Below are 26,547 nucleotides of genomic sequence, written 5' to 3'. Positions count from 1 at the left end.
GCCGTTACTCGCTGATCCAGGTGTCGAAGAACTGGAGCCGCGACGACGCCTCGAACTTCAGGTCCTGCACGCGCGGTCCCGCCCCGATGGCCTGGGAGAGCTCGACCGTCGGGATCCACAGCCCGTTGTCCAGGACTAGTTGCTGCGCGCGAGCGAGGATCTCGTTGCGCTCGTCGGCGTCGATGGTGGTCAGCTGTCCCGCCAGAGCCTCGTCGAGGTCCGGGACGGGCCCGCGGTTGTTGAGGTTGCGCTGGTCGAGCCCGAACGACGTGCGCAGGATGTCGCCGTCGGCGCGGGTGCTGTTGTAGTAGGTGGCGACGAAGTCCTTCGAGGCCTGCCGCGCCTGCGTCTCCGGGGTGGGCACCAGATCCAGTTGCAGGTCGATGCCGACGTTGCGGACCTGCTGCTGCACCAGTTCGAGAATCGCCTGGTTACCGGCGAAGACGGAGCTGAACATCACCGGGAAGGCGAGTGGGCGTCCGTCGCGCTCGCGGATCCCGTCCGGACCGAGTGTCCAGCCGGCCTCGTCGAGCAGAGTGTTCGAGCGGTCGGGGTCGAACGTGACGTCGTCGAGTGCGACATAGCCCGGGGTCCGGCTCGCGAGGGTACTGGTCGCGGGCTCGAAATCGGGTCCGAGCACGGTGTCGACCAGTTCCTGCCGGTCGATCGCGGAGACCAGCGCGGCGCGGACAGCGGGATCGTCGAGCGGCGCCTCGGCGATGTTCGGCTGGAATCCGAAGGGAGTGCCGGGGTTCGAGATGGTCAGGATCTGTCCACCCACGGCCTCGATCTGCGGCGCATCCTGCGGGAGCGCATCACTGATCGCGTCCAGCTGGTCCGAGGCGAGAGAGCCGGTGCGCACGCCGGATTCGGGGACGATGGTGAACTCGATCCGGTCCAGATAGGCCTCGCCCTCGTGGCCGAACACCTCCGAGCCCCAGTCGTATCCGGCGCGCTTGGCCAGCGTCACGGACCGGTCCTGCTGATAGTCCTCGTACACGAACGGCCCGGTTCCCGCGATGTCGCCGGTGCACCTCTCCTCCGCGGTGAGCTCAGTCGTCGCGGCCGAGAGGATTCCCAGCTGGGGAGTGGACGAGGCCTGCAGGAACTGTGCGTTGGGAGCGTCGAAATCGACCTGGGCGGTGGTGTCGTCGATTGCGGTGGTGCCCGCGTACCCGCTGAGATAGCTCGCGCCGAGCGGTGCCTTCGCGGCAGTGAGCGTGTCGGCGATCGAGTCGAAGGTGCGTTTGACGGAGTCGGCGGTGAACGGCGTCCCGTCACTGAACGTGACTCCCTCCCGGAGACGGAAGGTGAAGGACGAGGCGTCCTCGTTCACCTCCCAGCTCTCGGCGAGCCAGGGCGTCAGCTCACCGGTGTCCGGGTCCTGGTCGGTGAGCGAATCGACGACCTGACGCGTGACGTAGATCGTCTGGTTGGTTCCCGACTGGGCGGGATCCGCGCACGTCGGAGCCTGGGACAGGCCGTAGCGCAGGGTGCCACCGGGCTGGGCGGGGCCGGCGGCGGCGCTTCCCGAATCGGTTCCGCCGCAGGCGGCGAGGGTCGCAGCCAGCACCGCGACGCCGACGACACCTCCGACGCGGGTTCGGCGAAGCGGCGACGGCAAGGACGTGTGGGACACAGGGATCTCCGTGATCTCGATGGGAAGGATCGGGAAGGGGGAACGGTGCGGCGAGACGCGGGTCAGCGTCGACAGATCGACGCAGACAGCCGGCCCAGGTCGACGTGCCTGCGCGCCCAGGCTCCGGTGAAGCCCTCGCTCGTCATCGGCCGACCGCCCCGAGTGGCCGGCTCGGCAGGTCCCGGCGCAGCACCGGAGCCACACTCGACTGGAAGAGCTCGAGGCCGCGGCGATGCTCCTTGTCGGGCAGACCGTTGCGCTCGGCGGAGAGATGGATCACCTCGTGACCGAACTGCTCGTGGTAGCGGTGCACCTTGTCGATCACCTGTTCCGGACTCCCGATCAGAGCCGAACTGCGCTCGACGAAGTCCTCGACCGTCTCGAACACGACGGGCAGTCCGTGCCCGCGGGCGAAGTCGAGTTGGGCAGCGTGGATCGGCCGCCACGCGTCGATCGCGTCCTGCGAGTTCTCGGTCACGTGGAAGCCCGCGGTACCGGCTCCCACGAGGGCGTCGACCGGGTCGTGGCCGTAGTGGACCCACCGCTCCCGGTAGTACCGGACGAGTTCCGCGTACGGCTCGATCGGATTCGTGACGTTGGCGGAGAACAGCGGGTCCCCGTACCGAGCGGCGAGGTCCACGGACTCGCGGCTGGTCGCGCTGCCGTGCCAGATCCGCAGCCGCGGTTGCAACGGCCTCGGAAGAGTCACCGCGTGCTCGAGCGGGGGACGGAAACGTCCCGTCCAGGTGACGTCCTCGCTCTCCCACAGCCGCCGCAGCAACTCGTACCCCTCGCGATTGCGCTCCCACTGGTCGTCCGGGGTGACGTGGAACAACTCGGCCTGCGCGGTGCCGTTTCCCTTGCCGATGATCAGCTGCAGCCGACCACCGGACAGGTTGTCGAGCGTCGAGTAGTCCTCGAACGCCCGCACCGGATCCAGCAGGCTCAACGTGGTGACCGCGGTCCAGAGCGCCAGGGTCTCGGTGCGTGCCGCGATGTTCGAGAGCACGACCGGCGGCGACGACGACAGGAACGGATGCTCGTGCCGCTCACCCACCGCGAACCCGTCGTATCCCAGTTCCTCGGCGAGCACGGCGGCATCGACCACCTCGCGCAGCCTCTCGGAGGTGGACTGCTTCTCGCCCGTCACCGGATCCGGCCTGTGCACGATCAGGCTCATCAGCAGGAACTTCACGAATACACCCCCGACACGGCGGGGCGGGCGCACGAACACGCACGAGAGTTCACAACGATTTCCTTCCCATCGATCCCGGCGGTAGCACCCGCACCCGAATCCCCGCGGCGAATGCGCGAAGTCCGGAGGGTTGCTGCGACGTCAACGAGCCAGGTCTCTCGGTCGCTCTGGATGGCAACCCGAACTCTAGGCCCGGCCGGCCAGGTCGTCAACTCGTCAAACACTCACTCCCGCAATGATTTAGCCGATAGAATCTGGGTGAATTCAAACCGTGACGACGGGCCGCGAATGGTGTTCGATGGGCCTCTCACCCGTCCGTCACCTACTCGGGACGGGCCGGTAACGTCGCTGTGATGACTTGGTGGGAATCGCTGGTGATCGTGCTCGCCGGCCTCGGCGCCGGGGCGATCAATGCCCTCGTCGGCAGCGGCACCCTCATCACGTTTCCCACCCTGGTCGCGTTCGGGGTGCCGCCGGTGACCGCGACCATGTCGAACGCCGTCGGGCTCGTGACCGGCGGGATATCCGCAACCTGGGGGTACCGGCGCGAGCTCGCCGGTCAGGGCTCGCGACTGAAGTGGCAGATCCCGGCATCGCTGCTCGGTGCACTCGGCGGCGCGTGGCTGCTGCTGCACCTGCCGGAGACGGTCTTCGCGCGCGTCGTGCCCGCACTACTCGTCGTCGCTCTCGTCCTGGTGGTGTTGCAGCCGCGGATTCAGCGTTGGGTCGGTGCCCGCGAGGATCTGCCGCTGTCCCGGACGCGGCTGCTGCTCCTCACCGTGGGCACCTTCGCCGTCGGTGTCTACGGCGGCTATTTCACCGCGGCCCAGGGCATCCTGCTCATGGGCGTGATGGGTGCGATCCTGCCCGAGTCCGTGCAGCGGATGAACGCCGCGAAGAATCTGCTCGCGCTCGTCGTCAACATCGTGGCCGCGGCGGCCTACATCGTCGTCGCGGGCGACCGGATCAACTGGCAGGCGGCCGGGCTCATCGCCGTCGGATCGGTGGTCGGCGGGGTCCTCGGCGCCCGCTACGGGCGGCGACTGTCCCCCGCGGCACTGCGAGCGACGATCGTGGTCGTCGGCCTCGTCGGGTTGTGGCGACTACTGGCCTGACCGGTCACACTGCCAGCGCCCTGGCAGGGTGACGGACGACGAGGAACGCCCCGGCTGGACCTACCTCATGGACATGGACGGAGTCCTGGTCCACGAGGACAAGCTCGTGCCCGGCGCCGACTCCCTCGTCGCCGAGCTGCGCGAGAACGGGACGCCGTTCATGGTGATCACCATTGAGGAATAACTTCTCAGCTGGCAAACCACCCGGAGATCGAGGTCAGGATGATTTCCCAGAAGTTCCACACGTTCACGGCTAACCCTTTCGACCTGGTGAACGATACGCTCTGTGATGCCCGTCACACAGGAGAAGCGCGATGCCACTCGACTCCCGGGTTCGCTGGTTTCAAACGATCGGTGATCGCCCCGAAGAAGATTTCGGATGCGATCTCGAAGGCGTCGACCAACAGCAGGCGAAAGACTATATCCGCCAGACTTGCAACTACGTCCGGGCCGACTTTCCGTCTGTCGACGTGAACCTGCGGATCTTTCGGAAGTTCGACCAGAAGGTCACCAGCCTCGAAGTCGAAGCCGCCCTCTCCGATGGAACCGTCATCGTCCACCGGTGGGTCATCGAGCGGGCGTGCCACGTCGAAGGGTGCCCCGAGGTGTCCGTCGCTACCGAGAAGAAGGCCCGGGTCTGCGACACCCACCGCACACCGAAGAAGGAGAAGGCCACATGAGGAAGAACAGCGCCTGGCTGGGGATCGTCGCCGGAGCGCTCGGACTGGGTCTGATCCTGGCGCTGACGATCGGGTGCAGCAGCAGCGATGCCGGATCCGGACCACCGACAGCGGCCTACACGGGAGAGGTGGTCCCGCCGCACGATCCGTACAGCACTGCCGGCGTGTGGAAGGTGCCCGAAGACATCAAGCCGGGGCGATACGCGGTCACCGAGGGATTCGGGGCGATCACTCTGGCGTGGGTGGGGATCTGCCCCGACCGCTACTGCGACGCCGGCTCTACAAGCTTCCCGCCTGCGCTTCGCGACACCGGGTTCGCCTACGCGCCGTCCGGTGGGGGTACGGCCTACATCGTGGTACCCGACGATCCCACAGTACTCGCCGTCAGGAACATGGGCGTGATCCTGACACCAGTGGAGGAATGATGACCACAGCCAAGCAAGACCCGCCGGGTGTCGCCCTGATCGAGCTGGACCGGTGCCGCCGAGGTGTCGCCCGCTGGAGCGCCTGGGATCGCACGTTCTGATTCGGCAGACGAGTCGCGCTGATGCTGTTCCTGTCCGGGCTCGGACTGTCCGTGGCGCCCCAGGTGTTCGGGCTGAGCCTGATCGGCACCGCGGCACAGTTGATGGGGATTGGTGTGCTCATGGGGTTCGTCAGCTGTCCCCGAACGCGCTGCGTGCCGTGATCGTCGGGTTGTGGCGACTGCTGGCCTGACCGGTCACACCGCCAGCGCCCGGCGGGGTCTGCGGCGCATACTGGCAGGGTGACGGACGACGAGGAACGCCCCGGCTGGACCTACCTCATGGACATGGACGGAGTTCTGGTCCACGAGGACAAGCTCGTGCCCGGCGCCGACTCCTTCGTCGCCGAGCTGCGCGAGAACGGGACGCCGTTCATGGTGCTCACGAACAATTCGATTCGTACGCCACGGGATCTTCGCGCCCGGCTGCTGCAATCCGGTCTCGACATCCCGGAGTCCTCGATCTGGACGTCGGCGCTGGCCACCGCCAAGTTCCTCGGCGACCAGCGCCCGGGCGGCACCGCGTACGTCGTCGGCGAATCGGGGCTCACGACCGCGCTGCACGATGCCGGGTACGTCCTCACCGACAACCACCCCGATTATGTCGTGCTCGGCGAAACCCGCACCTACTCGTTCGAGGCGATCACCAAGGCGATCCGCCTGGTCGAGGGTGGCGCCCGGTTCATCGCCACCAACCCCGATCCGACGGGGCCGTCGCGGGACGGGGTGCTGCCGGCGACCGGATCGGTGGCCGCCCTGATCACGAAGGCGACCGGCCGCGACCCCTACTACGTCGGCAAGCCGAACGCCCTGATGATGCGTTCCGCGTTGCGCGCCATCGGTGCGCATTCCGAGCACACACTGATGATCGGGGACCGGATGGACACCGACGTCGTCTGTGGGCTCGAATCCGGCATGCGCACCATCCTCGTCCTCACCGGTATCTCGAGTACCGCATCGGTCGAGTGGTTCCCCTACCGGCCGACCGCCGTCATCGGATCGGTCGCCGATCTGGTGGGCCGCACCGACGACCCGTTCGGCCCGCCAGGGGACTGACCCGCTCGGTGGCATCTTCGCCCACGGCTCCGTATCGGTGGGTACTGGATAGTGGATCTCCACAACATTCATCGAGGCGTATTCGTCGACACCACAACTCGTCCTCGGCGAACGCGCATTTCACAGGCCCGCAAGGCATCCCGTACCTTGTTCACCAACCTACGGTGCAGTAACCTTACTAAGTAGTAACTTAGTATCCGGCGACGCCACATGCGCGGAAGGAGACCACGATGCCGATACCGCTCCGCAGGGTTCACGAAATCCGAGATCTCCTCGACGCTGCGGGAGACGAATGGCGAAGCAGGGCAGCGAAACTCCCGGAGATCCGGACGGTCAGCGAGCCCGGACTCACACCTGAGATCGCGTGGCTCGACGACAGGGTCAGCCACGCGACCGGAGATCAGCATTCACTTCTCTACCGCGACTACCTCAGCGGCCGTTGGTATTCCACCGGTTCGGTGGATTCGGATCCGCCCACGCCCGGACAAGCATCAGGGGCACTGCCGAGGTGGTCACGGCGCAGCGGGCCTACCGCCCCCGACCAGAGTTCACCGCACTCGAGGTGACCGAGCTACGGAGCTGCGTGGTCACGCCGCCCGGCCGCGCTCCAGCACTCGCACGCTGACGGCAGCGAGCAACGCAACGGCCGCCACCACCGCGCTCGTCACCGCGACCGCGGTCGACGGCGCCGTCGCCTCGTCGCTGCGGGCCACGGCGATCCATACGAGCCCCCAGGCAATCGCCACTGCCGGCGCGAGCCGTCCGTGGCCGGCGGTGGCCAGCACGACGGAGACGACGCCCACGACGACGAGCACCACGATCGCCCACGTCGTCGCTCCCAGCCCGAACGGATCGATGCCCTCGGACGCGAGTGCGGCGGCGATGTTCGCCACCACCGCCACGCACACCCACCCGAGGTACAGGAACATCGTGCCGTCGGCGACCACGGCCTCCACCGTCGACGCCGGCGGATTCGACACGAACGATCGGAAGATGACGACGAGGGTCGCCAGGAGCGCGAGGATGACCAGCACACTGACCCACAGCAGGTCGAACTGGATCGACAGTATCCAGGCGGCATTGAGGATCATCGCGAGCGCGATCCACCAGCCGGCCCGCCGCTGGCGTTCGTTCGCCCGCTGGGCGGGGAGCGCCTGCCAGATCGCGTAGGCGACGAATCCGACGTAGACGACGCTCCAGATCGAGAATGCCGGACTCGCGGGCGCGACGGCCGTCGCGCCCGGGGCGAGAGCCCCTCCCGCCGCCTCGGCGACGGGCGTGCCGACCACCACGCCGGAGCCGACGAAGGAGCCGACGATCGCAAGGACCGTTGCACCGACGACCGCGACGATCCGGGCAGTGTCGGAAGAGGCCGCGGAGTGCGTGTCCATGACCCGACGCTAACGGATGTCCAGCCGCCCAGGGACCGTATCGGTCGTCGGTCAGTGCCTCCGCCGGCTTCGCACACTCGCCTTCTTGGCCTCGTGGACTTCGCTCATGGTCAGGGCCGGCTCGGGGAGCGGCAGCCGTCCGCCGGCGTCCGCGCGGAGCCCGTCGAGCAGCAACGCGAGGTATCGGCGCCACGAGCCCGGAACGACGGGCTGGACGAATTCCGAGATCGCTCCCACCATGAAGAGCAGGCTGAAGAAGTCGCTCGGCACCGCGTCCGCCCGGAGCACACCCGCCACCTGTGCGCGCCGGAACAACTCCTCCACCGCGGGCTCGATCCGCGAACGGTGGCAGGCGACCTGCTCGCAGCCGTCGTCCAGGCCGTTCATCACGTCGACGAGACCCTGGTTCGCCGACATCGAGCCGCAGGCGAAGTCGAAGAATCCGACCAGCGCCTCCCACGGGTCGTCGAGAGTGAGGGCGTGGTCCGCCTGCTCGGCGATCTTCTCGAAATGCCGCTGGAACACCCCGTCGATCAGCTCTTCCTTGTTCGCGAATCGGCGGTAGACGGTCCCCACGCCCACTCCGGCGCGCCGCGCGACGTCGTCCAGGGTGACTTCGATCCCGCGTTCGGCGAACAACTCACGTGCCGCGTCGATGATCAGCAAACGGTTTCGCGCAGCGTCGGCGCGCAGTGGCCGGGGTGCCGTGACGTCTCTCACCGTGCTCACTCCTCCACCCTACCCGACAAGCGGAGGTGACACCTCCATTTACGTGCTAGCCTCGGTGACTAACCGGAGACGCCATCTCCGCATATCCGTTGCGAGGAAGAAAAGACACATGACAGATATCCATGAGCAGGAACGGTCGAGCCTTCCCGACCTCCCTCCACACACCGACGGCAACCACGCCAAGAGGTGGCTCGTCCTCGCAGTTCTGGGAATCGCCCAGTTGATGGTCGTGCTCGATGCCACGATCGTGAACATCGCACTGCCCGCGGCGCAGCGCTCACTCGAGTTCGGCGACGCCGACCGGCAGTGGATCATCACCGCCTACGCGCTCGCCTTCGGCAGCCTGCTCCTGCTCGGCGGGCGCCTCGGCGATCTGTTCGGCCGCCGCAAGGTCTTCATCGTCGGCCTGGTCGGGTTCGCCGTCGCCTCCGCGGTCGGTGGCGCGGCCGTCAACTTCGAAATGCTCGTCGCCGCGCGGGCGGGTCAGGGCGTGTTCGGGGCGCTTCTCGCGCCCGCGGCACTGTCGCTGCTTTCCGTGACGTTCACCGATCCGGCCGAACGGGCCAAGGCATTCGGAATCTTCGGTGCCATCGCGGGAGCGGGCGGCGCGCTCGGGCTCCTCCTGGGTGGCGCGCTCACCGAGTGGGTCGACTGGCGGTGGACTCTCTTCGTCAATCTGATCTTCGCCGCGGTCGCCCTCGCCGGCGCAGTGGCGCTGCTCTCACCCCAGCGCAGCGAGCACCGGCCCAAGCTCGACATTCCGGGTACGGTCACCGTCTCGATCAGCCTGTTCAGCATCGTCTTCGGCTTCTCCAAGGCCGAATCGAACGGCTGGAGCTCCTCCACCACCATCGCCTGGCTCGTCACCGGTGCCGTCTTCATGGCGTTGTTCGTCTTCCTTCAGACCCGGGTGGCCAACCCACTGCTGCCGCTGCGGGTGGTGCTCGACCGCATCCGCGCAGGGTCGTACCTTGCGATCTTCATCTCCGGCGCAGGCATGTTCGCGGTGTTCCTGTTCCTGACCTTCTACATGCAGTTGATCCTCGACTACTCGCCGATCGTCAACGGTGTGGCATTCATGCCGATGGTGGCCGGGATCGTGCTCAGCTCGACGATCTCGACAGCGGTACTGCTGCCACGCGTCGGACCGCGCATCCTCCTCACCAGCGGCATGATCATCGCTGCGGTCGGCATGGCCCTGCTGGCACAGATCGAGGTACACAGCAGCTACCTGCCGGACATCCTTCCCGGCCTGATCGTCATGGGACTCGGCATGGGAACGATCTTCGCACCGGCTATGCAGGGCGCGACTTCAGGTGTGCAACCGGAAGACTCGGGTGTAGCCTCAGCGACCGTGAACACGATGCAGCAGGTCGGTGGCTCCATCGGCACCGCACTGCTCAGCACGGTCGCCGCGACCGCCTCGACCAACTACCTGGCGGACCGGGCACCGAGCCCGGAAGCGATCGCCCAGGCCGCCGTCGAGAGCTACACCACCACCTTCTGGTGGGCTGCCGGGATCTTCGCGGCCGGAGCAGTGCTGGTGGCACTGGTCATGCGGTCCGGCCTGCTTCCCGCCGCCGCAAAGGGGGAACCGGTACTCGTGCACTGAGTCCCACGACGACATGAACACACCGACAGAACTCGGCGACCACGGCGGCCAGGCCGTCCTCTCCCCTCGCACCACGTATCCGTGGTGCGGGGGGAGAGCCGATCGCTGTCGACTGCGAGGCGACGGCGTCATCGCTCAATTCGTGCGGTTCGCACTCGTCGGCGGGTCGAGCAACATCGCCTACGTAGCCCTGTTTCTCCTCCTCGACTCGAACAGCGTGTTCGTGGCCAATGCGGTCGGCGCCGTCGCCAGCACCATCCTCGCGAACGAGCTCCACCGCCGACTGACCTTCCACGCGGCAGATCGGGTGCACTGGCTCGTCGCGCAGTGGGAAGCGGGCGGGCTGGCCCTGGCAGGCCTGATGCTCACCACCGTTGCGCTCGCCGTTCTCGGCGCCACGTTTCCGTCCGCAGCGGGCACCACACAGGTGATGCTCGTCATCGCGGTCGGCGCAGTGGTCGGCACCCTGCGATTTCTCGCGCTGCGGGGCTGGGTCTTCTCCGTACGCTAGCGATCACCCCCGCGCACCGCCGTTCTTCCCGGATCCGCGAGCAAACTCCGCGAGATCACCGCTCGGAACTCCTCCGACTACTCCCAGCCCACGCGGGTGATGACGTCCCGAAGAAGAGGGACGGAGCGGTCACAGACCGAATTCGATTCGTCGACAGGCTCGTTCGCGAGCGTCCTGGTGGGGGGTGAAATCGAGACGGTCAGCACGCGATCGTCGGTGAACGATATCGCCGCGAGGCACGAACCCGGGTCGCCCGAAGCGGAGTTCGCCGGCCGGCCCACCGCGCCGCTCAGCCGTGTCGACGCAGAATCCTCCCGGGCTTCGAATTCACCGACATCGAACCAGATACGCAGATACGTGTCGTCCCAGCTGCAGCTGTCGCCGAGGGGGTCGCTCTGGAGTTGCGGGCCGAGGTCACGCCTGGCCTTTCCCACGGGGGCACCTGAGAACTCACGTGCTTCCTCGGAAGTGACCAGGCTGCACGGATCGACGCCCTCGAACGCCCCTGAAGGCTGGCGTACGGCCGAGGACGGTTGCCGATCCGCCTCCGTGGCCTCGCCGTCGACGGCGTGCGCACAGGACACCTGTGTCACCAGGGCGAGCGCGCACAGTGCCAATCCGGCGCGGCTCACTCCCACTCGACGGGACAGGGCTCGTCCCACGGATCCTCCCCGCTTCACCTGGCGATCAGCCCAGCGCCTGCTCCAGGTCGGCGAGCAGGTCCTGCGTCTCCTCGAGCCCGACGGACAACCGGACCACACCGTCGGTGATGCCCACCGCGGCACGACCTTCCGGCCCCATCGCGCGGTGCGTCGTCGTCGCGGGATGCGTGACGAGCGACTTCGCGTCCCCCAGGTTGTTCGAGATGTTCACCAGCCGCAGGCCGTTGAGCAGCTCGAACGCACGCTTCTTCGCCTCGCCCTCGGGGGCGTCCAGCTCGAACGTGACGACCGTGCCGCCGCCGCTCATCTGCGAGGTGGCCAGTTCGTGCTGGGGATGCGACTCCAGGAACGGGTAGCGCACCCACCGCACTGCAGGATGCTGCTCGAGGAACCGCGCGACCTGCAACGCCGAATCCACCGAGTACCGCACCCGCAGCGGCATCGTCTCGAGGCCCTTGAGCAGGGTCCAGGCGTTGAACGGACTCAGCGCAGGCCCGGTGTGCCGCATGAGGTTCTGGACCGGGCCCTCGATGTAGTCCTTCGGCCCGAGGATCGCACCGCCGAGGACGCGGCCCTGTCCGTCGATGTGCTTGGTTCCGGAATAGACGACGACGTCCGCACCGAGTTCGAAGCTACGTTGCAGCAGCGGTGTCGCGAAGACGTTGTCCAGCACCACCTTCGCCCCGGCAGCGTGCGCGAGTTCGGTGACCCGCCGCACGTCGACGAGCGTCTGCATGGGGTTGGAGGGCGTCTCGAAGAACACCGCGGTGGTGGGCTCCGACAGCGCCCGCTCCCACTGGTCGAGATCCTCACCGTCGACGAAGACGGTCTCGACTCCCCACCGCGGCAGGATCTCGTTGCACACCACGAAGCACGAACCGAACAGGCTCCGAGCCGCGACCAGACGATCGCCGGCCTTCAGCAGCGCGCCGAGGGCGGTGAAGACCGCGGACATCCCGCTCGCCGTGCCGAACGCGGCTTCCGCGCCGTCGATCAGCCGCAGCCGCTCCTCGAACATCTTGACGGTCGGGTTGCCGTAGCGGGAGTAGACGAAATGGTCGAGGTCGCCGGTGAACGACGCCTCGGCCGCCTCGGCACTCTCGAAGACGAAGCCGGAATTGAGGAAGACCGCCTCCGACGTCTCCTCGAACCCCGAACGCAGGGTTCCGCCGCGCACGCTGATGGTGCCCTGACCGATGCCGTCGGGAAGCGCCTTCTCGAACGCGCCGCCCTGGGGGATGGAACTCACGATTGCCTCCACGGCAGGCCGTGCGCCCGCCAACCCTCGGACCCGCGGTGACCTTCGGCGTCCAGTGCGCCTTCGAACCCCTCGAGCACGTTGTACGACGGGCCGATACCCGCCGCAGTCGCGGCCTCCGCCGCACCGATGGACCGCTGGCCGGAGCGACACAGGAAGATCACGGGCGCGGCCTCGCCGCCGGTGATGCCGGCTTCCTTCAGCTGGTCGACGAAATTGTCGTTGCGGCTGCCGGTCGGGTAGCTGACCCACTCGATGAGCACGGTACGGCGGCCCAGTGACGTGATGTCCGGGACGCCCACGTACTTCCACTCGGCATCCGTGCGCACGTCGACCAGGACGGCGTCGGGGTGTTCGCCGAGCAGCTCCCATGCGTGCTGGGGCGTTATGTCACCTGCGTAACTCACGGTCCAAGCTTTCCACAGGCCCGGGCGTCGCGCCGCCCGGGCGGTCGGTATCAGTTGCAGACGCGCCACATGTCGCCGGAACGAGCGTACTGCCAGGTCCCGGTGCTGTCGCCGCCGTCGGCGGTGACCCGGACCTGCGCGGTCGCCCGGTCCCCGTCGAACGTGATGTCCTCGACCGCATCGAGGGTGACGTCGCCGTCGCGGTCCGCGAGCGGCGAACGGTCCTCGTCGTATGCGGGGCACACGATCTTCTCCCGTGCTTCCTCGTCGTCGTTGTTGTGGACGAGGACGAAATCCGCGGTGACCCGGCTGACGCGATCGGCGTCGGAGAGGGTCTCGTCGGAGGAGAACCAGCTCGACACGACGATGCCGACGAGGAGAACGACCACGATGACCAGTGCGGCGATGAAGGGCGTGGCCGTGCCGCGGCCGCCGCCGTCGGCCGGCTGATCACTCGAGTCGGACATGATTTCCTTTCGGCGAACGGTGCGGCTGCGAGTCTATCCACCACCGCCCACAAACCAATTTTGTGACCCCTCAACCGCGAGCGGGCTACCGCTCGACGCGGAGAGGGAGGACGATCGACGATGCAGCACCCTGCCCGGCCCGGTTAGGCTGGGCTCAACTTAAGCTGAAGCTTCGATGTCAGACCCCGTCCACCCATCAGTAAGGTAGCTCGCCCCAGATGACTGACCAGACACGTCCGCTCCGCGTGGCGATCGTCGGTGCCGGCCCGGCCGGAATCTATGCCGCCGATGCGCTGATGAAATCCGACTACGCTGCCGGCCCCGGCGTCAGCATCGACCTGTACGAGCGCATGCCCGCTCCGTTCGGTCTGATCCGCTACGGCGTCGCCCCGGACCACCCGCGCATCAAGGGCATCATCACCGCGCTGCACAAGGTGCTCGACAAGCCGCAGGTCCGGTTGCTCGGCAACATCGACTACGGCACCGACATCACGCTCGAGGATCTGCAGAGCTTCTACGACTCGGTCATCTTCTCGACCGGGGCGAACGCGGACCGTGCCCTCAAGATCCCCGGCATCGAACTCGACGGCAGCTACGGCGCCGCCGACTTCGTGTCCTGGTACGACGGCCACCCGGACGTGCCGCGCAACTGGCCGCTCGACGCCGAGAAGGTCGCCGTGCTCGGCGTCGGCAACGTCGCCCTGGACATCGCGCGCGTCCTCGCCAAGACCGGCGACGAACTTCTGCCGACCGAGATCCCGCCGAACGTCTACGAGGGCCTGAAGAACAACAAGGCCGTCGAGGTGCACGTGTTCGGCCGCCGCGGACCCGCCCAGGCCAAGTTCACCCCGCTCGAACTCCGCGAGCTCGACCACTCGCCGAACATCGAGGTCATCGTCGACCCCGCGGACATCGACTACGACGAGGGTTCCGAGGCCGCGCGTCGCAACTCCAAGCAGATCGACATGGTCGCCAACACGCTGCAGGACTGGGCGATCCGCGACGTCGGCGACCGCCCGCACAAGCTGTTCCTGCACTTCTTCGAGTCGCCCTCCGAGATCCTCGGCGAGGACGGCAAGGTCGTCGGCCTCCGCACCGAGCGCACGCAGCTCGACGGCACCGGCAATGTCAAGGGCACCGGCACGTTCAACGACTGGGAGGTCCAGGCCGTCTACCGCGCCGTCGGCTACCTGTCGCAGAACATCGCGAAGCTGCCGTTCGACGACCAGGCGGGCACCGTGCCCAACGAGGCCGGCCGGGTCATCGCGGACGACACCGTCGAAGGTGCGGGGCGGTTCATGCCCGCCACGTACGTCACGGGCTGGATCAAGCGCGGCCCCGTCGGCCTCATCGGCCACACCAAGGGCGACGCCAACGAGACGGTCGCGAACCTGCTCGAGGACCAGCCGAACTTCCCGGGCGCCGAGAACCCGGCCGAGGAAGCCGTCATCGAGTTCCTCGAGGGCAAGGGCGTGCCGTACACCACCTGGCAGGGCTGGTACCGCCTGGACGCGCACGAGCGCAGCCTCGGCGAGCCGGAAGGCCGCGAGCGCGTCAAGGTCGTCGAGCGGCACGACATGCTCAAGGCCAGCGAGCCCGACAAGGCCTGACCCACCGGCAGCCCCTGATCTCCACCGGATGAATGGCACTTTCATCGCCTCTGAGGCGATGAAAGTGCCATTCATCCGTGAGGGGCGGTGGCAGGCGGTGGCCGCCCGGGTCGGGGTCAGCGGAGGGGGACGGGAAGGCCGGCGACGAGCAGCGTCACCGTGTCGGACCGCTCGGCGACGGCGGCGTTGACGCGCCCCAGCAGGTCGCGGAACAGGCGGCCCGACGCCGACGCCGGAACCACTCCGCTGCCGACCTCGTTGCTCACCGCCACCACCGGCACCCGGCAGGCCGTCCATGCGTCGAGCAGATCGTCGACGTCCCGCGAGGTGGCCGTCACGTCGCCACCGTCCCACACCCCGTGCCGGTCCAGCATGGCCGTCAGCCAGGTACCGAGACAATCGATGAGCAGCGGTTCACGAGCTTCCCGGAGCACCTGCGCCACATCGACGGTCTCGAGCGTCGACCACGACGACGGACGACGATCGCGGTGCAGCGTCACTCGCTGCGCCCACTCCGCGTCGCCCTCCCGGATGCCTCCGGTCGCCACGTAGGTCACCGCGCCGTACGGTTCCAGGAGCCGCTCCGCGTGCCGGGACTTCCCGGACCGCGCTCCCCCCAGCACGAGCGTCCTCCGTCCGATCGGTTCGCCCACGACCATCACCTCTCCGTCCGTCCCCGGCCGGGCCCCGGATTCCGAGAGCCGGAGCCGCAATGTGTCGATGTCGGGATTGTGATGCCCCAGGTGCACGGCGACGACGTCGGTGTCGTCCCGGACCGCCCCACATTCGCGCAGCTTCTCGACGGTGTGCGCGAACGCCGGGAGATCGTGATGATCGGTGCCGTGGTCGAGTCGGTCGCCGAACGTCTCCTCGAGGAACACCGCATCGAATCCGGCGTCGGCGACGTGCCCGTACCAGTGCGCGGGAAGCGGCCCGGTGTCGCACGCCCACAGGATCCGGCCGCCGGCCCCTTCGACGTCGTACAGCACCGCGTCGCCGTCACGGAACACCCGGTGTTCGGCAGCCAGCACCCGGACGCGGTAGTCGCCGACCGTGAGGGAATCACCCGCCGCGACGGGCACGAACCGAACCGGATCGTCCGGGCCCACCCAGGTGCGGCACGCCTCCAGCGCATCGGCCGGCCCGACCAGGTCCAGCGGCCCGGCACCGTCGGCCCACGAGCGCTGCAACAGCGCCTGCGGACCGAGGTGATCGAAGTGCGCATGCGTGATCAACAGATGCCGGACACCGGACAGCGAGCGCCCGTACCGCAGCGCGGCCCGGGGCACCTCGGGGCCGCAATCCAGCAACAGCGTCTCGTCCACCAGCGCCGCGGTCTGTTCGCGAATCCGGCCGTGCGCCAGCGCCTTCCGGCACGACGCACAGGTGCAGAAGGGGTTGGGCCAGCCGTCGGCCGCCCCGGTGCCCAGCAGCAGCACCTCCATCACTGTCCCTCCCCGCCGGCATCCCCGGCTCCGGCCGAGTCGTTCCCAGTCTCACCCGCAGCCGGCAGCGGCAGCACGGCGGGGGTGCTTCCCGGACGGTGTAGAACTTCCACCCTGGCCCCGTACACCTGGGCGATCCGCGACGCCGTCAGGACCTCCGCGGGTGACCCGTCGGCGACCACCCGGCCGCCGTCGAGCAGCACCAGACGCTCGCTGTACTGCGCCGCGGACGTCAGATCGTGCATCGCCGCCAGCACGGTCAGCCCGTGCTCGCGTCGCATCGAATCCACCAGGTCCAGTACCTGCTGCTGGTGGCCGATGTCGAGCGCGCTGGTGGGTTCGTCGAGCAGCAGCACCTCGGGCTCCTGCGCGAGTGCACGGGCGAGAACCACACGCTGCAACTCGCCCCCGGACAGCGCACCGGCCGGCCGGGCCGCGAGCGGTTCCAGATCCAACCGGTCCAGCACCTCCTCCACGACCTCCCGGTCGTGAACCGATTCCACCCCGAAGCGGGCGATGTGCGGGGTCCGGCCGAGCCGGACGAGTTCGCGCACGCTCACCCCCTCGGGAACCGTCGGCCGCTGCGGCATGAGCGCGACGGCCCGTGCCGTCGCCCGGCGGCCGGTCCGCTGCGGGTCGACACCCGCGATCCGCACCTCGCCCGACGCCGGGATCAGCCCCGCCAGTGCGTGCAGGAGTGTGGTCTTGCCGGACCCGTTCGGTCCCACCAGCCCGAGCCACTCGCCCTTCCGCACGGTGAGATCCACCTCGTGGACCACCGGGACCGACCCTCGGGACACACCGACCCGCACACACGACACCGCGGTCACGACACACCTCGACTCCGCCGCAGCACCACGAGGAAGAACGGTGCCCCGATCGCCGCCGTGACCACACCGATCGGCAGCTCTGCCGGCGACATCACGGTGCGCGCCAGCACGTCCGCCAGCACCAGGAACGCCGCCCCGGCCATCAGCGACAGCGGGAGCAGCAGCCGGTGCCCGGGCCCGACGATCAGCCGCACCGCGTGCGGGACGACGATGCCGACGAACCCGATCAGTCCACTCGCGCTCACCACGGCAGCCGTCCCCAGAGTCGCCACCGCCACCAGGATCAGCCGCACCCGCGCCGGGTGGACACCGAGGCTCGCCGCCTCGACGTCGCCGACCGCCATGACATCGAGCGTCCGCCGGTACAGCAGGATCACCAGGGCCGACACCACCACGTACGGCAGGACGATCAGCACGTCGGACCAGCCGTCGGTGCTCAGTCTGCCGAGCAGCCACGCGTACACCTGCCGCAACGAATCGTCGTGGAACTGCTGGAAGAACGTCTGAGCGGCGTTGGCGAACGCCGCCACCGCCACACCGGCGAGGATGATGACCACCTCGGACCGGGCGCCGCCGACGGTCCGGCCGAGGGCGTAGGTCGCGGCAACCGCGAGCAGGCCGCCGACGAACGCGGCCACCGGGACACCCACCATGCCGAGCACTCCGCCCGTGGCGATCGCCAGCGTCGCACCCAGCCCCGCTCCGCTCGAGACACCGAGCAGGTAGGGGTCGGCCAGCGGGTTCCGGAACACTCCCTGATACGCGGCTCCGGCGATGGCGAGCATCGCGCCGACCAGTGCGCCGAGCACCACCCGGGGCATCCGGATGTCCCACAGGATGGCCTGCTGCCGGGTGGTGAGTCCGGAATCGACGTCCACGAAAGGCAGTGCGTCGACCAGTTCGAGGACCACACCCCGGATCGTCAGATCGGCAGGGCCGACGAGGATTCCGACCGAGATCGCGACCACGAGCACCGCGGCCGCGCCGAGGACGGCGACCGCCGGGTGACGCGGTGACGTCACGGGGCGGGTGCGGCCGCGGGTATCGCCGCGACGATCCCGCCCACCTCACGCATCAGGTCGACGACGCGCGGGCCCCACCGGCTGGCGACGTCCTCGTCCAGGACGAAGACGCGCCCTTCACGCACGGCGGTCAGCTCGGGCCAGCCGGCCCTCTCGGCGACGGTCTCGGGGGTGACACCGCAGCACTGTCCGTCGGCCAGGAAGATCACGTCGGGGTCCGCCTGCAGGATGAACTCGGCCGACAGTTGTGGATACGCGTCGGGGCCCTCGGCGATCGACCGGAGCCCGAGCATCGAGTAGATCCCGCCGATGAAGGTCGCGTCCGTGACGCTGAAGTAGGTGTCGTCGAGTTCGTGGTAGTACGTCAGCGGCACCTCACGGTCCGGCAGTCCGTCGAGGATCTCTGCGATGTCGGTCTGCATACCGGCGACCACCTCCGCGGCGTCGCCGACATGCCCGGTGGCGGCACCGACCTGCTCGATCTGTACATACACGTCGTCGAGGGTCTGCGCCGCGGGAAGCACCAGGGTCGGCACCCGTGCCGTCGCCAGCCCCGACACCAGGTCGGCCGAGTCCTCGGTGGTGACCACCAGGTCCGGCTCGTAGCCGAGGACGGCCTCCACGTTCGGGGTGTAACCGGACAGAGCCGTCCGCGGCGCGTTCTCCGGATAGTCGGACCGGTCGTCGACGGCGACCACCTGGTCGCCCGCGCCGACGGCGTAGAGCATCTCGGTGGCGGTGGGGCCCAGGGAGACGACGGACTCCGGCCGGGACTCGATCGTCACCGATCCGTCGCCGGTGCCGATCGTCACCGGAAAGGCGCCGTCGCCGGTCGGCGGGGAATGCGCTTCCGGCGAGTCGGTGGAGGTGCCGCAGGCGGCCGCGGTCGTCACGATCGCGGCCAGGACGAACACGAGCCCGCGTCGCAGGTGGGGGGTCATTTTCGCAGCCTAACCCACCCGCGACGCGGATTTCTCGAACGGTGCCGAAGCCCTGAACCTTCAGCGGGACGCAGCGATAATTCAGCGGGACGCAGTGACCTTCTTGACGGCGAACAGGAGAATGACCGCACCCAGGAGGCAGGTCAGGAAGCTGAAGAACATTCCGCCCCCGGCCACGTCGACGCCGAAGAGGTTGAGCAGGAAGCCGCCGAGCACGCCGCCGATGATTCCGACGACGATGTTGAGCACGATGCCCTGCTGCGCGTCCGTTCCCATGATCTTGCTTCCGATCCATCCGGCGATTCCGCCGATGATGATCCAACCGAGAATTCCCAGACCCAACATGTTTTCTCCTTCAGAAGTTCCGGTGCCGACCCGTGCCGGCACCTGGGGTGTGTCGATGTCGGTCTCGCGACCTGGTGCCGCCCTCAGCGATGCCGCGCGCGGCGGCCTCGACGCAGGGCGAGAACGGTTCCCCCTGCGCACAGGCCCACACCGGCCCACAGTGGCGGCACCACCGACATGCCGACGAGAACGGCGGCGACGGCACTGATTCCGAGCAGGTCCAGCACGAGCTTTCCCGGTGCCTGATCGACCAGCGCCTCGGACTGCGGTGAGTGGAGCGACCTGCCCGGAGCCTCAACGGACACGGGCACCTCGCTCGACCCGGACCCGGGTACGGGTCGCGACGAGCGGACCGACCATCGCCGAGAGCTGCTCGCGCACCTGCTCCGTCGAGGCGAGCGCGGTGTCGATGCCGCCGGCAAGGGAGACGGTCACGTCGAGTTCCACGGTGGGCACTCCACGATCGACCACGGCTCGGCCGTCGGCCGAGAGCACCTCCGGCACCGACTCCGCCGCGACCGCTGCCGCCGAGGCGATCTCACCGACGTCCACGGACACGACACCACCGGCGCCGTCCGTGGGAACCACCAGCCGCCGCACCTTCGACGCGGGCCCGTGCGCGAACAGCCAGCGCAGAGCCAGCAGTGTCAGCGCGAGACCGGCGCCGCCGAGCAGCCAGGGATACCAACCGGCCGCTCGAACGGAGTCGAACCACGGAGTCGTGAGGTGTTCCGGAGCCCCGGAGACGAGATCGGTGTTCCACACGATCGCCGCCGCACCCGCGGCGAGGAGGGCCAGACCCACCAGGAATGCGACGACACGGTCCACCGCTGTGGCGATTCTGGTCACGGCCGGTTCCTCCGAGTTCGTATCCGTACTTTCGGCGGTGTCTCCATCGCCGAGAATGCCTGGTTCACGGCGTCTTCCACCGGGTTCGTGTCGACGGAGTCGTCCGAGGTGGTGACGAGCACGGAGACCTTGCGCCGTGTCGCGGTGGAGCGGGCTTCGACGACACCGGGAACGGATTCGGCGGTCGCGGTGGCCAGTCGGGCGATGTCGCGGGGTTCGATCCACACTCCTGTGGTCGTGGACACGGCGGTACCGACCTTGCCGCGCGGCTTCACCGCGACGACGAGCGCCAGCACTCCCGCCACAGCGAGCAGCACCCCCACCGGCACCATCCAGGTACGCGGACTCGCTCCGTCCACGGCCCTCACTCCGGAGTCGATCCATCGCTCGCCGTCGAGCCACGGTGTCGACACCGCGGCATCCCGGAGTGCGATCACTCCGACGGCCAGTAGGGCGATCGCCACGAGCGCGCCGACGTATCCCGCAGCCGCGGGGCGTACCGGCTCGCGGCCGGTACGCAGGATCGCGTCGTCCGTCGTCATTCCGGCCCCTCTCCCGTGTTCGCACGTTCCGGAACGATCCGGGCGACGGCCACGTCCACACCGTGCACCGCGAGCCCACCCAGTTCCGTCAGCGCCTCGGAGACGTTTCTGCGCACCGCGGTACCCACTTCCTCGACGGATCGGCCCCAGCCGACCGCGATGTCGACGCGCACCCGCGCCCGCCCCGAGGACACCGCCACCCGTACCCGGGGGAGCTCACGGGCCGCGAGCCGCCCGAACGGGCCGGAGGATGCCGATACCAACACCCCGTCCGTGCCGGTGGTGGCACGCTGCGCGATCCGCTGTGCGGCCTTCTCCCGCACCACCAGCGCACCGCGGTCGTCGAGGTGCGGGGTGCGTACCGGATCGGGTGCGACACCGGAGTTCCCGAGATCCCCGACGGCGAGCGTCGGGCTCGTCGGCGTGGTCGTCGTCGTGTCAGTCACGTGTGTTCCCCTCATCCACGGCCGCGCCCCCGGAACAGCATGGCGAGATCGATCTCGCCGTCCCGGTGTCCTCCGACGAGGTACCCCACCACGCCCAGGACGAGGGCGAGGAGGAACCCGGTGAGTCCGCCGGTGGCCCCGGCGACTCCGAGCAGCTGTAGGTTCCCGCCGGAGGTGTCAGTAGTGCGGCGCACGGGCCTGCGGCTTTCCAATTTCGTGTCAGTCAGGGATTCTCACGATCTTGTCGGAATCCTCAGGCATCCCGGACGATGTTTCGGTCCTGTGCCCAAGCCGCGAGAACCGAATCGAAGAGTCTGCTGCCTCGAAGCCTGAGTTCTGACTCAATGCGGACGATCGAGAGTGAGCTGTCGTTCGTGGAAATCGAAATGTCTGACGGGATATCGGTACAGCTCACCAATGGTCATGTAATCGGTGAAGAACGGGTCCCAGCGCACCGGGAAGAACATTCCCCGTCCCAACGCCTGCTCCGATTCGCGTTGCAGTCGGCGGCTCAGCGCACCGATGACCCGGTCGGCTTTCGTGCCCATCCGGTTCCGGTCAAACACCAGGGCTGCAGCGCATGAACCGTAGTAATTCACCACGTCAAAAGGCCGCGTACCGGCATCGAGGACCTGGGCGAATCGACGCTCCACTCCGGCGGGCAGCCGGCTGACCATCCGCACCAAGGGCAGCAGCGCCGCCACCACCATGTACCCGAAGACCATGTGGAACAACAGTTGCTCGTTGGTCCACCGCGTCCCCGCCGATCGACTCCGCAACGAGGTGTCGGAAGCGTCGGCGAGGAGCCGGTGCAGATGCACACGGGTGCGTTCGAGCTCGCCGGCGATAGCGGCCCTGTCCACCCGCTCGGAATGGCCCATGATCCACCACCTGTCCAGGGAGCCGACGGCACTCGATGGCCGTCGATACCAGACTTCCCCCTCCCGGGCGGCCTCCACAACTGCCGGCCGAATTCAGTCTCATGTCGCGAATCGATATAGCGCCCCCGTCGACCCTCGGATGCCACGTCGGACGTACCTGCCGCAGTGGCGCGGCGCGGATCGCCGTGTCGTGACCGCCGGACGGCTGGCGTAACAGCAGCAGCGCGGGATGACGTGCGCCGCTCAGAGATCGAACAGCGAGAATTGGTCCTTCTGTGCTCGAGTCTCGGAGTCGGCGAGGTATCGGTCGGCCATGGCCCGGGCGACGGTTTCGTCGCAGCCGAGCTCGGCGGCGACTTCACTCCAGTCGTGTCCGTTGTGCTGGAGTTGCCACGCCAGCTGGTGCAACTGTTCGTCCATGTCCATCAGCGCCGCTCCCGCGGTCGTGTCGGCCGGAACCCGTTCGACGACGCGGGTTCTCATTGAGACAGATGGTAAACGCGGATGCGGGCATGCGGCGGCAGACATGCCGCCCACCGTCTCGAATCGGCGACGGATCGCACGAGAGATAGGTAAACCCGCCCCCGAGGGGACGGGCGGTGTGCCGTCCATGGTGTCACCGTTTCCGTGAACATCTATGGACGCAGCGCCGGTCAGGGACGGATAGGCAGTGCGCGGCGGGACCGGGCGGCGGCGACCACCCGATCGGCGACCCGGCCGGCGTCGCGGCCGACCCCGCGCAACGACGCCGACGACAGGCTGCGCTGCCATTCGAGACCGACATACCCCAGCCCCAGATGAGTGGTGGAGAGACCCTGCCGGTGCCGGGGCCGGCCCGTCTCGTCGAGAGCGCCGAGACCGGTCAGATAGGGCAGGTGCGGGCGATAACCGGTACCCAACAGCACGGTGTCGGCGGTGGTGGCGGCGCCGTCGGGCCAGAACACCCGGCGGTCGTCGAGGCCGGTGAACAGCGGCCGCGGCTGCGGGTTGCCGCTGGCCAGGGCACGCCGGTAGCGGCCGGTATCGAGGACCTGCTGGGTCGGCGACGCAGGCAGCCACGGCCCCAAGGGGGCGCGGTCGACTCCGGTGACCGTGAGCCAGAAGTGCACATCACGGCCGAAGATCCGCTGCGGCAGGAACTTCGGCGGTCGGCGGCTGGCCAGAGTCACAGTAGCGACCTCGGCGAGTTCGGTGGCGATCTGCACCGCCGAGTTACCGGCACCGACCACCACCACGTTCTGGCCCGTGAGTGCAGCGGGGTCGCGGTAGTCGCCGGTGTGCAGCACCGTGCCGCCGAACGTGTCCAGCCCCGGCAGCGGTGGGATATTCGGGGACCCGAGATAGCCGGTGGCCGCGATCAGAATCGGCGCGGTGACACTGCCGCCGACAGCGGTGTGGGCGGTGTAGACGCCCCGCTCGCAGGTGACGGTCTCGACGCGGGAGCCGGTCACAATGTCGACGTCGAGTCCGGCGGCGTAGCGGCGCAGATACTCGATCACCTCATCGCGCCGCGGATAGCGATCCGGATCGCCCGGAAACGCCAGGCCCGGTAGGGCGCTGTATTTCGCCGGGGAAAACAGGGTGAGGCTGTCGTAGTAGTGCGGCCACGCCCCGACGGGCTCGTCGCCGGCTTCGAGCAGTCCGGTGCGCAGGCCTCGGGTGGATAGGGCGTGGGCGGCGGCGAGGCCGGACTGGCCACCACCGATGACGAGGGCGTCGTAGTCGGTCATGAGGTTCCTTCGACAGTGTCGGTGGGGGTCAGCCGCGGCACGGACGCGATCGCCAGGAGTGCGGCGAGCGCGGCAACGACCGCGAGCACGAGGTAGGCGGTGGCGTAGCTGCCGGTCGCGCTGGCCAGGGCCGTTCCCGCCCACGGCGCCAACGCCATCACCACCACGATCGGGGCGGACATCAGCCCCCCGAGCCGGCCGTAGTGGGTCGAGCCCCACCGGTCGGTGATGGCGGTGGCCTGGATCAAGGTGAACAATCCGCGCACCAGCCCCGCGCCGATCGCCGCGCCGACCAACGCAGCGGCCGTGGTCACCGCCCCGAGCAGCGCGGTGGTTGCCGCGGCGGCGGCCAGGATCACCACGATGCGGCTGCGGACGCTGGTACGGGCGACCAGGGTCAGATAACCGAGACGACCGAGGACCTGTCCGCCGCCGCCGAGCCCGAGCGTCACCGCCGCCACCGACGGGGAAAAGCCCTGTTCGAGCAGCAACGGCACCAGGTTGAACACCCCGGCGAAGGCGGTGAACGCACCGAGAGCCAACGCGGCCACCAGCGCGAAGAACGCGGGGCTGCGGGCGATCTCCCGGTGCCCCAGGGCCGCGCCGTTCGCCGGTGGGGCCGCGGCGGGCCAAGATCCGCGCAGTCCCCACCAGTGCCCGGGGATCGTGATCGCGGCGAGGATCGCCGCGAGAATCAGGTAGGTGGTGCGCCAGTCCGACTGCTGATCCACTGCGGAGGTCAACGGGGCGAAGACGGTGCTGGCCAGGCCCGCGGCGAGGGTCAGGATCATCAGGGCGCGGACGGAGCGGTCGCCGTACCAGCGGGTCAGCGCGGCGAACGCCGGTGGGTAGAGCACCGCGCCCATCGCGGTGCCGGCCAGCAGCCACCCGGCGTAGAACACCGGCAGCGTGGGGGCGAGCGCGATCAGGACCAGCGCGGGGACGGCGAGGACCGAGCCGGCGGTCATGATCGTGCGCGGTCCGACCCGGTCGAGGATGCGCCCGACCGGGATACCCGCGAGCGCGGTGGCGAGCTGACCGAGCGAGAACGCCGCGGTGATCGCCGTGGGCGACCAGCCGGTCTCGGCGGAGATCGAGACCGACAGGACCGGGAACGCGTAGTACAGGATGCCCCAGCTGGTGATCTCGGTCAGGCACAGCACCGCCAGCACCCGCCGCAGCCCGGCCCCGGTGAGGGCACCGGGCTGCGGGCGGATCGAGGTGTCGGTCACCGGCGTTATCCGCCGGCGCGGGCGGAGAGGGTGACCAACGCCGGCTCCGCGGGGCCGCAGCACCCACCCGCGTCGGCGGTGTCGGCGGCGGGGTCGTCGAACACTCCGGCGCCGCCGCACACTCCGGTCTCGGGCAGGGTCAGCTCGACGCGGGCGGCGGCATCATGATCACCGGCGAGGGCGGCGGCGATGCTGCGGACCTGCTCGTAGCCGGTCATCGCCAGGAACGTCGGGGCCCGACCGTAGCTCTTCATCCCGACCACATAGAAGCCGGGTTCGGGGTGGGTGAGCTCGGCGACGCCGTGCGGGTAGACGGTCCCGCACGAGTGCACGTTCGGGTCGATCAGCGGGGCGAGCGCGGTCGGGGCCTGCAGCACCGGGTCGAGGTCGAGACGGATTTCCGAGAGCCACGACAGGTCCGGCCGGAAGCCGGTGGAGGCGATGATCTCGTCCACCGCCTCGAGGCGGGCTCCGGTATCGGAGACCACCGCGACCTGACCGTCGGTGGCGGGTTCGACGGCGGCGGTGCGGAACCCGGTGACCACGGTGAGCAGCCCGTCGTCGACGGCCTTTTTCGCGCGCAGTCCCAGGGCGCCGCGGGCAGGCAGTTGGTCGTCCTGGCCGCCGCCGAACGCGGCGCCGACCTCGCCGCGGCGCACCGCCCAGGTCAGGCGGGTGCCGGAGGCGGTGCGGGCGAGCTCGGCCAGCGCCACGATTGCGTTGAGTGCCGAGTGGCCGCTGCCGGCGATGACGGTGTGGCGGCCGGCGTAGCGGGTGTGCACCGCATCGTCGCCCAGGTCGGGGACGCGGTAGGTGATGGTCTCGGCTGCGGCGCGTTCACCGAGGGCGGGCAGGCCTTCGCCGCCGAGGGGGTTGGGAGTGCTCCAGGTGCCGGAGGCATCGAGGACGGCGCGGGCGAGCAGGCGGGTGTCGGTGCCGTCGCGGTGGCGGATGTGCACCGACAGTGGTTCGGTGTCGCGGCCGGCGTCGACGATGCGGTCGCGGCCGCGGCGGGCGATGCCGACGACCTCGTGATCGAGGCGGACCGCGTCGCCGAGGGCGGTGGCCAGCGGGCTCAGGTACTGCCCGGTCCAGTCCTGGCCGGTGGGGTAGGCGTCGTCGTCGGGGGCCTTCCAGCCGGTGGTGTCGAGGAGGCGGCGGGCGGCGGGGTCGATCAGTTCGGCCCAGCGGGAGAAGGTGCGGACGCTGTGCCATTGCGTGATGGCGGCTCCGACGACGTCGCCGCGTTCGAGTACCAGCGGTTCGAGGCCGCGTTCGCGCAGGTGGGCGGCGGCGGCCAGGCCGATCGGTCCGGCTCCGACGACGACGATGGGCAACTCGCTCATGACAGATCCTTTCATCGATGGGTATCGATCTAAGCTGCTGTCAGGGTATCGATGGTCGTCGATGTATGCAACCATCGATGCTG

General features: G+C 68.8%; 31 protein-coding genes, 1 pseudogene and 1 riboswitch. Of the genes and pseudogenes, 9 read left to right on the top strand and 23 right to left on the bottom strand.

Annotation, left to right across the window (positions count from 1 at the left end; all coding sequences use genetic code 11):
- Nucleotides 1–4: 4 nt before the first annotated feature.
- Together G4H71_RS14495 and G4H71_RS14490 are read right to left on the bottom strand one after the other, a co-directional pair.
- Nucleotides 5–1,639, bottom strand: coding sequence for an ABC transporter substrate-binding protein (locus G4H71_RS14495; RefSeq protein ID WP_083343223.1), 1,635 nt, complete (start codon nt 1,637–1,639; stop codon nt 5–7).
- A 142-nt stretch (nt 1,640–1,781) separates the two neighbouring features.
- On the bottom strand, nt 1,782–2,834 hold the full coding sequence (locus tag G4H71_RS14490; protein ID WP_072739032.1) for an LLM class flavin-dependent oxidoreductase: 1,053 nt from the start codon (nt 2,832–2,834) through the stop codon (nt 1,782–1,784).
- A gap of 63 nt (nt 2,835–2,897) precedes the next feature.
- Nucleotides 2,898–3,012: riboswitch (SAM riboswitch) on the bottom strand.
- A gap of 175 nt (nt 3,013–3,187) precedes the next feature.
- Here G4H71_RS14490 and G4H71_RS14485 point away from each other — a divergent pair.
- The 6 genes and pseudogenes from G4H71_RS14485 (at nt 3,188) to G4H71_RS14460 (ending at nt 6,208) form a co-directional block, all read left to right on the top strand.
- Nucleotides 3,188–3,949: a sulfite exporter TauE/SafE family protein gene (locus G4H71_RS14485; protein WP_072738955.1), complete on the top strand. Its 762-nt coding sequence runs from the start codon at nt 3,188–3,190 to the stop codon at nt 3,947–3,949.
- A gap of 67 nt (nt 3,950–4,016) precedes the next feature.
- Nucleotides 4,017–4,121, top strand: a pseudogene (locus tag G4H71_RS14480) (HAD-IIA family hydrolase); the annotation flags it as partial.
- A gap of 142 nt (nt 4,122–4,263) precedes the next feature.
- The gene (locus G4H71_RS14475) at nt 4,264–4,629 is read left to right on the top strand and encodes a hypothetical protein (protein WP_072738954.1); all 366 of its coding nucleotides are present in this window, start codon (nt 4,264–4,266) and stop codon (nt 4,627–4,629) included.
- A complete protein-coding gene (locus G4H71_RS14470) occupies nt 4,626–5,054 on the top strand; it encodes a hypothetical protein (RefSeq protein ID WP_072738953.1) in 429 nt (142 codons plus the stop codon). Before G4H71_RS14475 ends, G4H71_RS14470 begins: the two co-directional genes overlap by 4 nt.
- A 122-nt stretch (nt 5,055–5,176) precedes the next feature.
- Nucleotides 5,177–5,317: a hypothetical protein gene (locus G4H71_RS14465; protein ID WP_169847173.1), complete on the top strand. Its 141-nt coding sequence runs from the start codon at nt 5,177–5,179 to the stop codon at nt 5,315–5,317.
- A 117-nt stretch (nt 5,318–5,434) separates the two neighbouring features.
- Nucleotides 5,435–6,208, top strand: a complete 774-nt coding sequence (locus G4H71_RS14460) for an HAD-IIA family hydrolase (protein ID WP_072739031.1) — start codon at nt 5,435–5,437, stop codon at nt 6,206–6,208.
- 587 nt (nt 6,209–6,795) lie between these two features.
- On the opposite strand, the gene G4H71_RS14455 is transcribed toward G4H71_RS14460, so the two are convergent.
- Nucleotides 6,796–7,599 (bottom strand): TspO-related membrane protein, encoded by an 804-nt coding sequence (locus tag G4H71_RS14455; RefSeq protein WP_072738952.1) that lies wholly within the window; start codon nt 7,597–7,599, stop codon nt 6,796–6,798.
- A gap of 51 nt (nt 7,600–7,650) precedes the next feature.
- A complete protein-coding gene (locus G4H71_RS14450) occupies nt 7,651–8,328 on the bottom strand; it encodes a TetR/AcrR family transcriptional regulator (RefSeq protein ID WP_072738951.1) in 678 nt (225 codons plus the stop codon).
- 109 nt (nt 8,329–8,437) lie between these two features.
- Here G4H71_RS14450 and G4H71_RS14445 point away from each other — a divergent pair, with 109 nt between their 5' ends.
- Entirely contained in the window at nt 8,438–9,940 is a 1,503-nt protein-coding gene (locus G4H71_RS14445) for an MFS transporter (protein ID WP_072738950.1), read from the top strand.
- 13 nt (nt 9,941–9,953) lie between these two features.
- Nucleotides 9,954–10,451: a GtrA family protein gene (locus tag G4H71_RS14440; protein WP_072738949.1), complete on the top strand. Its 498-nt coding sequence runs from the start codon at nt 9,954–9,956 to the stop codon at nt 10,449–10,451.
- A gap of 77 nt (nt 10,452–10,528) precedes the next feature.
- Here the strand turns inward: G4H71_RS14440 and G4H71_RS14435 are convergent, their stop codons facing one another.
- Genes G4H71_RS14435 through G4H71_RS14420 form a run of 4 tightly spaced genes read right to left on the bottom strand, consistent with a single transcriptional unit; the run spans nt 10,529 to nt 13,245 of the window.
- The gene (locus G4H71_RS14435; protein ID WP_169847172.1) at nt 10,529–11,113 is read right to left on the bottom strand and encodes a DUF3558 family protein; all 585 of its coding nucleotides are present in this window, start codon (nt 11,111–11,113) and stop codon (nt 10,529–10,531) included.
- A gap of 25 nt (nt 11,114–11,138) precedes the next feature.
- Nucleotides 11,139–12,362: an O-succinylhomoserine sulfhydrylase gene (locus G4H71_RS14430; RefSeq protein WP_083343225.1), complete on the bottom strand. Its 1,224-nt coding sequence runs from the start codon at nt 12,360–12,362 to the stop codon at nt 11,139–11,141.
- Nucleotides 12,359–12,778 (bottom strand): rhodanese-like domain-containing protein, encoded by a 420-nt coding sequence (locus G4H71_RS14425; RefSeq protein WP_072738946.1) that lies wholly within the window; start codon nt 12,776–12,778, stop codon nt 12,359–12,361. Before G4H71_RS14425 ends, G4H71_RS14430 begins: the two co-directional genes overlap by 4 nt.
- 50 nt (nt 12,779–12,828) lie before the next feature.
- Nucleotides 12,829–13,245 (bottom strand): Rv0361 family membrane protein, encoded by a 417-nt coding sequence (locus tag G4H71_RS14420; protein ID WP_072738945.1) that lies wholly within the window; start codon nt 13,243–13,245, stop codon nt 12,829–12,831.
- Nucleotides 13,246–13,463: 218 nt separating this feature from the next.
- Between G4H71_RS14420 and G4H71_RS14415 the strand changes: the two genes are divergently transcribed.
- Nucleotides 13,464–14,855 (top strand): FAD-dependent oxidoreductase, encoded by a 1,392-nt coding sequence (locus G4H71_RS14415; protein ID WP_072738944.1) that lies wholly within the window; start codon nt 13,464–13,466, stop codon nt 14,853–14,855.
- A gap of 116 nt (nt 14,856–14,971) precedes the next feature.
- Here the strand turns inward: G4H71_RS14415 and cobU are convergent, their stop codons facing one another.
- The 15 genes from cobU to G4H71_RS14340 form a co-directional block, all read right to left on the bottom strand.
- Nucleotides 14,972–16,300 carry a bifunctional adenosylcobinamide kinase/adenosylcobinamide-phosphate guanylyltransferase gene (cobU, locus tag G4H71_RS14410; RefSeq protein WP_072739030.1) on the bottom strand — a complete coding sequence of 443 codons (1,329 nt, stop codon included), beginning with the start codon at nt 16,298–16,300 and terminating at the stop codon, nt 14,972–14,974.
- The gene (locus G4H71_RS14405; protein ID WP_072738943.1) at nt 16,300–17,130 is read right to left on the bottom strand and encodes an ABC transporter ATP-binding protein; all 831 of its coding nucleotides are present in this window, start codon (nt 17,128–17,130) and stop codon (nt 16,300–16,302) included. Before G4H71_RS14405 ends, cobU begins: the two co-directional genes overlap by 1 nt.
- Nucleotides 17,127–18,152: a FecCD family ABC transporter permease gene (locus G4H71_RS14400; RefSeq protein ID WP_072738942.1), complete on the bottom strand. Its 1,026-nt coding sequence runs from the start codon at nt 18,150–18,152 to the stop codon at nt 17,127–17,129. The genes G4H71_RS14405 and G4H71_RS14400 overlap by 4 nt, the downstream gene beginning before the upstream one ends.
- Complete coding sequence (locus tag G4H71_RS14395; protein WP_072738941.1) at nt 18,149–19,093, bottom strand: ABC transporter substrate-binding protein; 945 nt, start codon at nt 19,091–19,093, stop codon at nt 18,149–18,151. The genes G4H71_RS14400 and G4H71_RS14395 overlap by 4 nt, the downstream gene beginning before the upstream one ends.
- Before the next feature lie 81 nt (nt 19,094–19,174).
- The gene (locus G4H71_RS14390) at nt 19,175–19,438 is read right to left on the bottom strand and encodes a GlsB/YeaQ/YmgE family stress response membrane protein (protein ID WP_072738940.1); all 264 of its coding nucleotides are present in this window, start codon (nt 19,436–19,438) and stop codon (nt 19,175–19,177) included.
- A gap of 83 nt (nt 19,439–19,521) precedes the next feature.
- Nucleotides 19,522–19,743, bottom strand: a complete 222-nt coding sequence (locus G4H71_RS14385) for a hypothetical protein (protein ID WP_139183310.1) — start codon at nt 19,741–19,743, stop codon at nt 19,522–19,524.
- Complete coding sequence (locus tag G4H71_RS14380) at nt 19,733–20,287, bottom strand: hypothetical protein (protein WP_072738938.1); 555 nt, start codon at nt 20,285–20,287, stop codon at nt 19,733–19,735. The genes G4H71_RS14385 and G4H71_RS14380 overlap by 11 nt, the downstream gene beginning before the upstream one ends.
- Nucleotides 20,284–20,829 carry a DUF6286 domain-containing protein gene (locus G4H71_RS14375; protein WP_072738937.1) on the bottom strand — a complete coding sequence of 182 codons (546 nt, stop codon included), beginning with the start codon at nt 20,827–20,829 and terminating at the stop codon, nt 20,284–20,286. Before G4H71_RS14375 ends, G4H71_RS14380 begins: the two co-directional genes overlap by 4 nt.
- Nucleotides 20,826–21,275, bottom strand: coding sequence for an Asp23/Gls24 family envelope stress response protein (locus tag G4H71_RS14370; RefSeq protein WP_169847171.1), 450 nt, complete (start codon nt 21,273–21,275; stop codon nt 20,826–20,828). The genes G4H71_RS14375 and G4H71_RS14370 overlap by 4 nt, the downstream gene beginning before the upstream one ends.
- A gap of 11 nt (nt 21,276–21,286) precedes the next feature.
- Nucleotides 21,287–21,469: a hypothetical protein gene (locus tag G4H71_RS14365; RefSeq protein WP_072738936.1), complete on the bottom strand. Its 183-nt coding sequence runs from the start codon at nt 21,467–21,469 to the stop codon at nt 21,287–21,289.
- A gap of 147 nt (nt 21,470–21,616) precedes the next feature.
- Nucleotides 21,617–22,156, bottom strand: coding sequence for a DinB family protein (locus tag G4H71_RS14360; RefSeq protein WP_059384781.1), 540 nt, complete (start codon nt 22,154–22,156; stop codon nt 21,617–21,619).
- 243 nt (nt 22,157–22,399) lie between these two features.
- A complete protein-coding gene (locus G4H71_RS14355) occupies nt 22,400–22,639 on the bottom strand; it encodes a hypothetical protein (RefSeq protein ID WP_226435577.1) in 240 nt (79 codons plus the stop codon).
- A 170-nt stretch (nt 22,640–22,809) separates the two neighbouring features.
- Entirely contained in the window at nt 22,810–23,886 is a 1,077-nt protein-coding gene (locus G4H71_RS14350; protein WP_072738935.1) for a flavin-containing monooxygenase, read from the bottom strand.
- Entirely contained in the window at nt 23,883–25,118 is a 1,236-nt protein-coding gene (locus G4H71_RS14345; RefSeq protein ID WP_072738934.1) for an MFS transporter, read from the bottom strand. The genes G4H71_RS14350 and G4H71_RS14345 overlap by 4 nt, the downstream gene beginning before the upstream one ends.
- Before the next feature lie 5 nt (nt 25,119–25,123).
- Complete coding sequence (locus tag G4H71_RS14340; protein ID WP_072738933.1) at nt 25,124–26,464, bottom strand: FAD-dependent oxidoreductase; 1,341 nt, start codon at nt 26,462–26,464, stop codon at nt 25,124–25,126.
- Between the last annotated feature and the right edge of the window lie 83 nt (nt 26,465–26,547).

Source organism: Rhodococcus triatomae, from assembly GCF_014217785.1.
GTDB classification, from domain to species: Bacteria; Actinomycetota; Actinomycetes; order Mycobacteriales; family Mycobacteriaceae; genus Rhodococcus_F; species Rhodococcus_F triatomae.
Note: the sequence above shows the minus strand (reverse complement) of the source record. Positions and strands in the feature narration are given on the sequence as shown.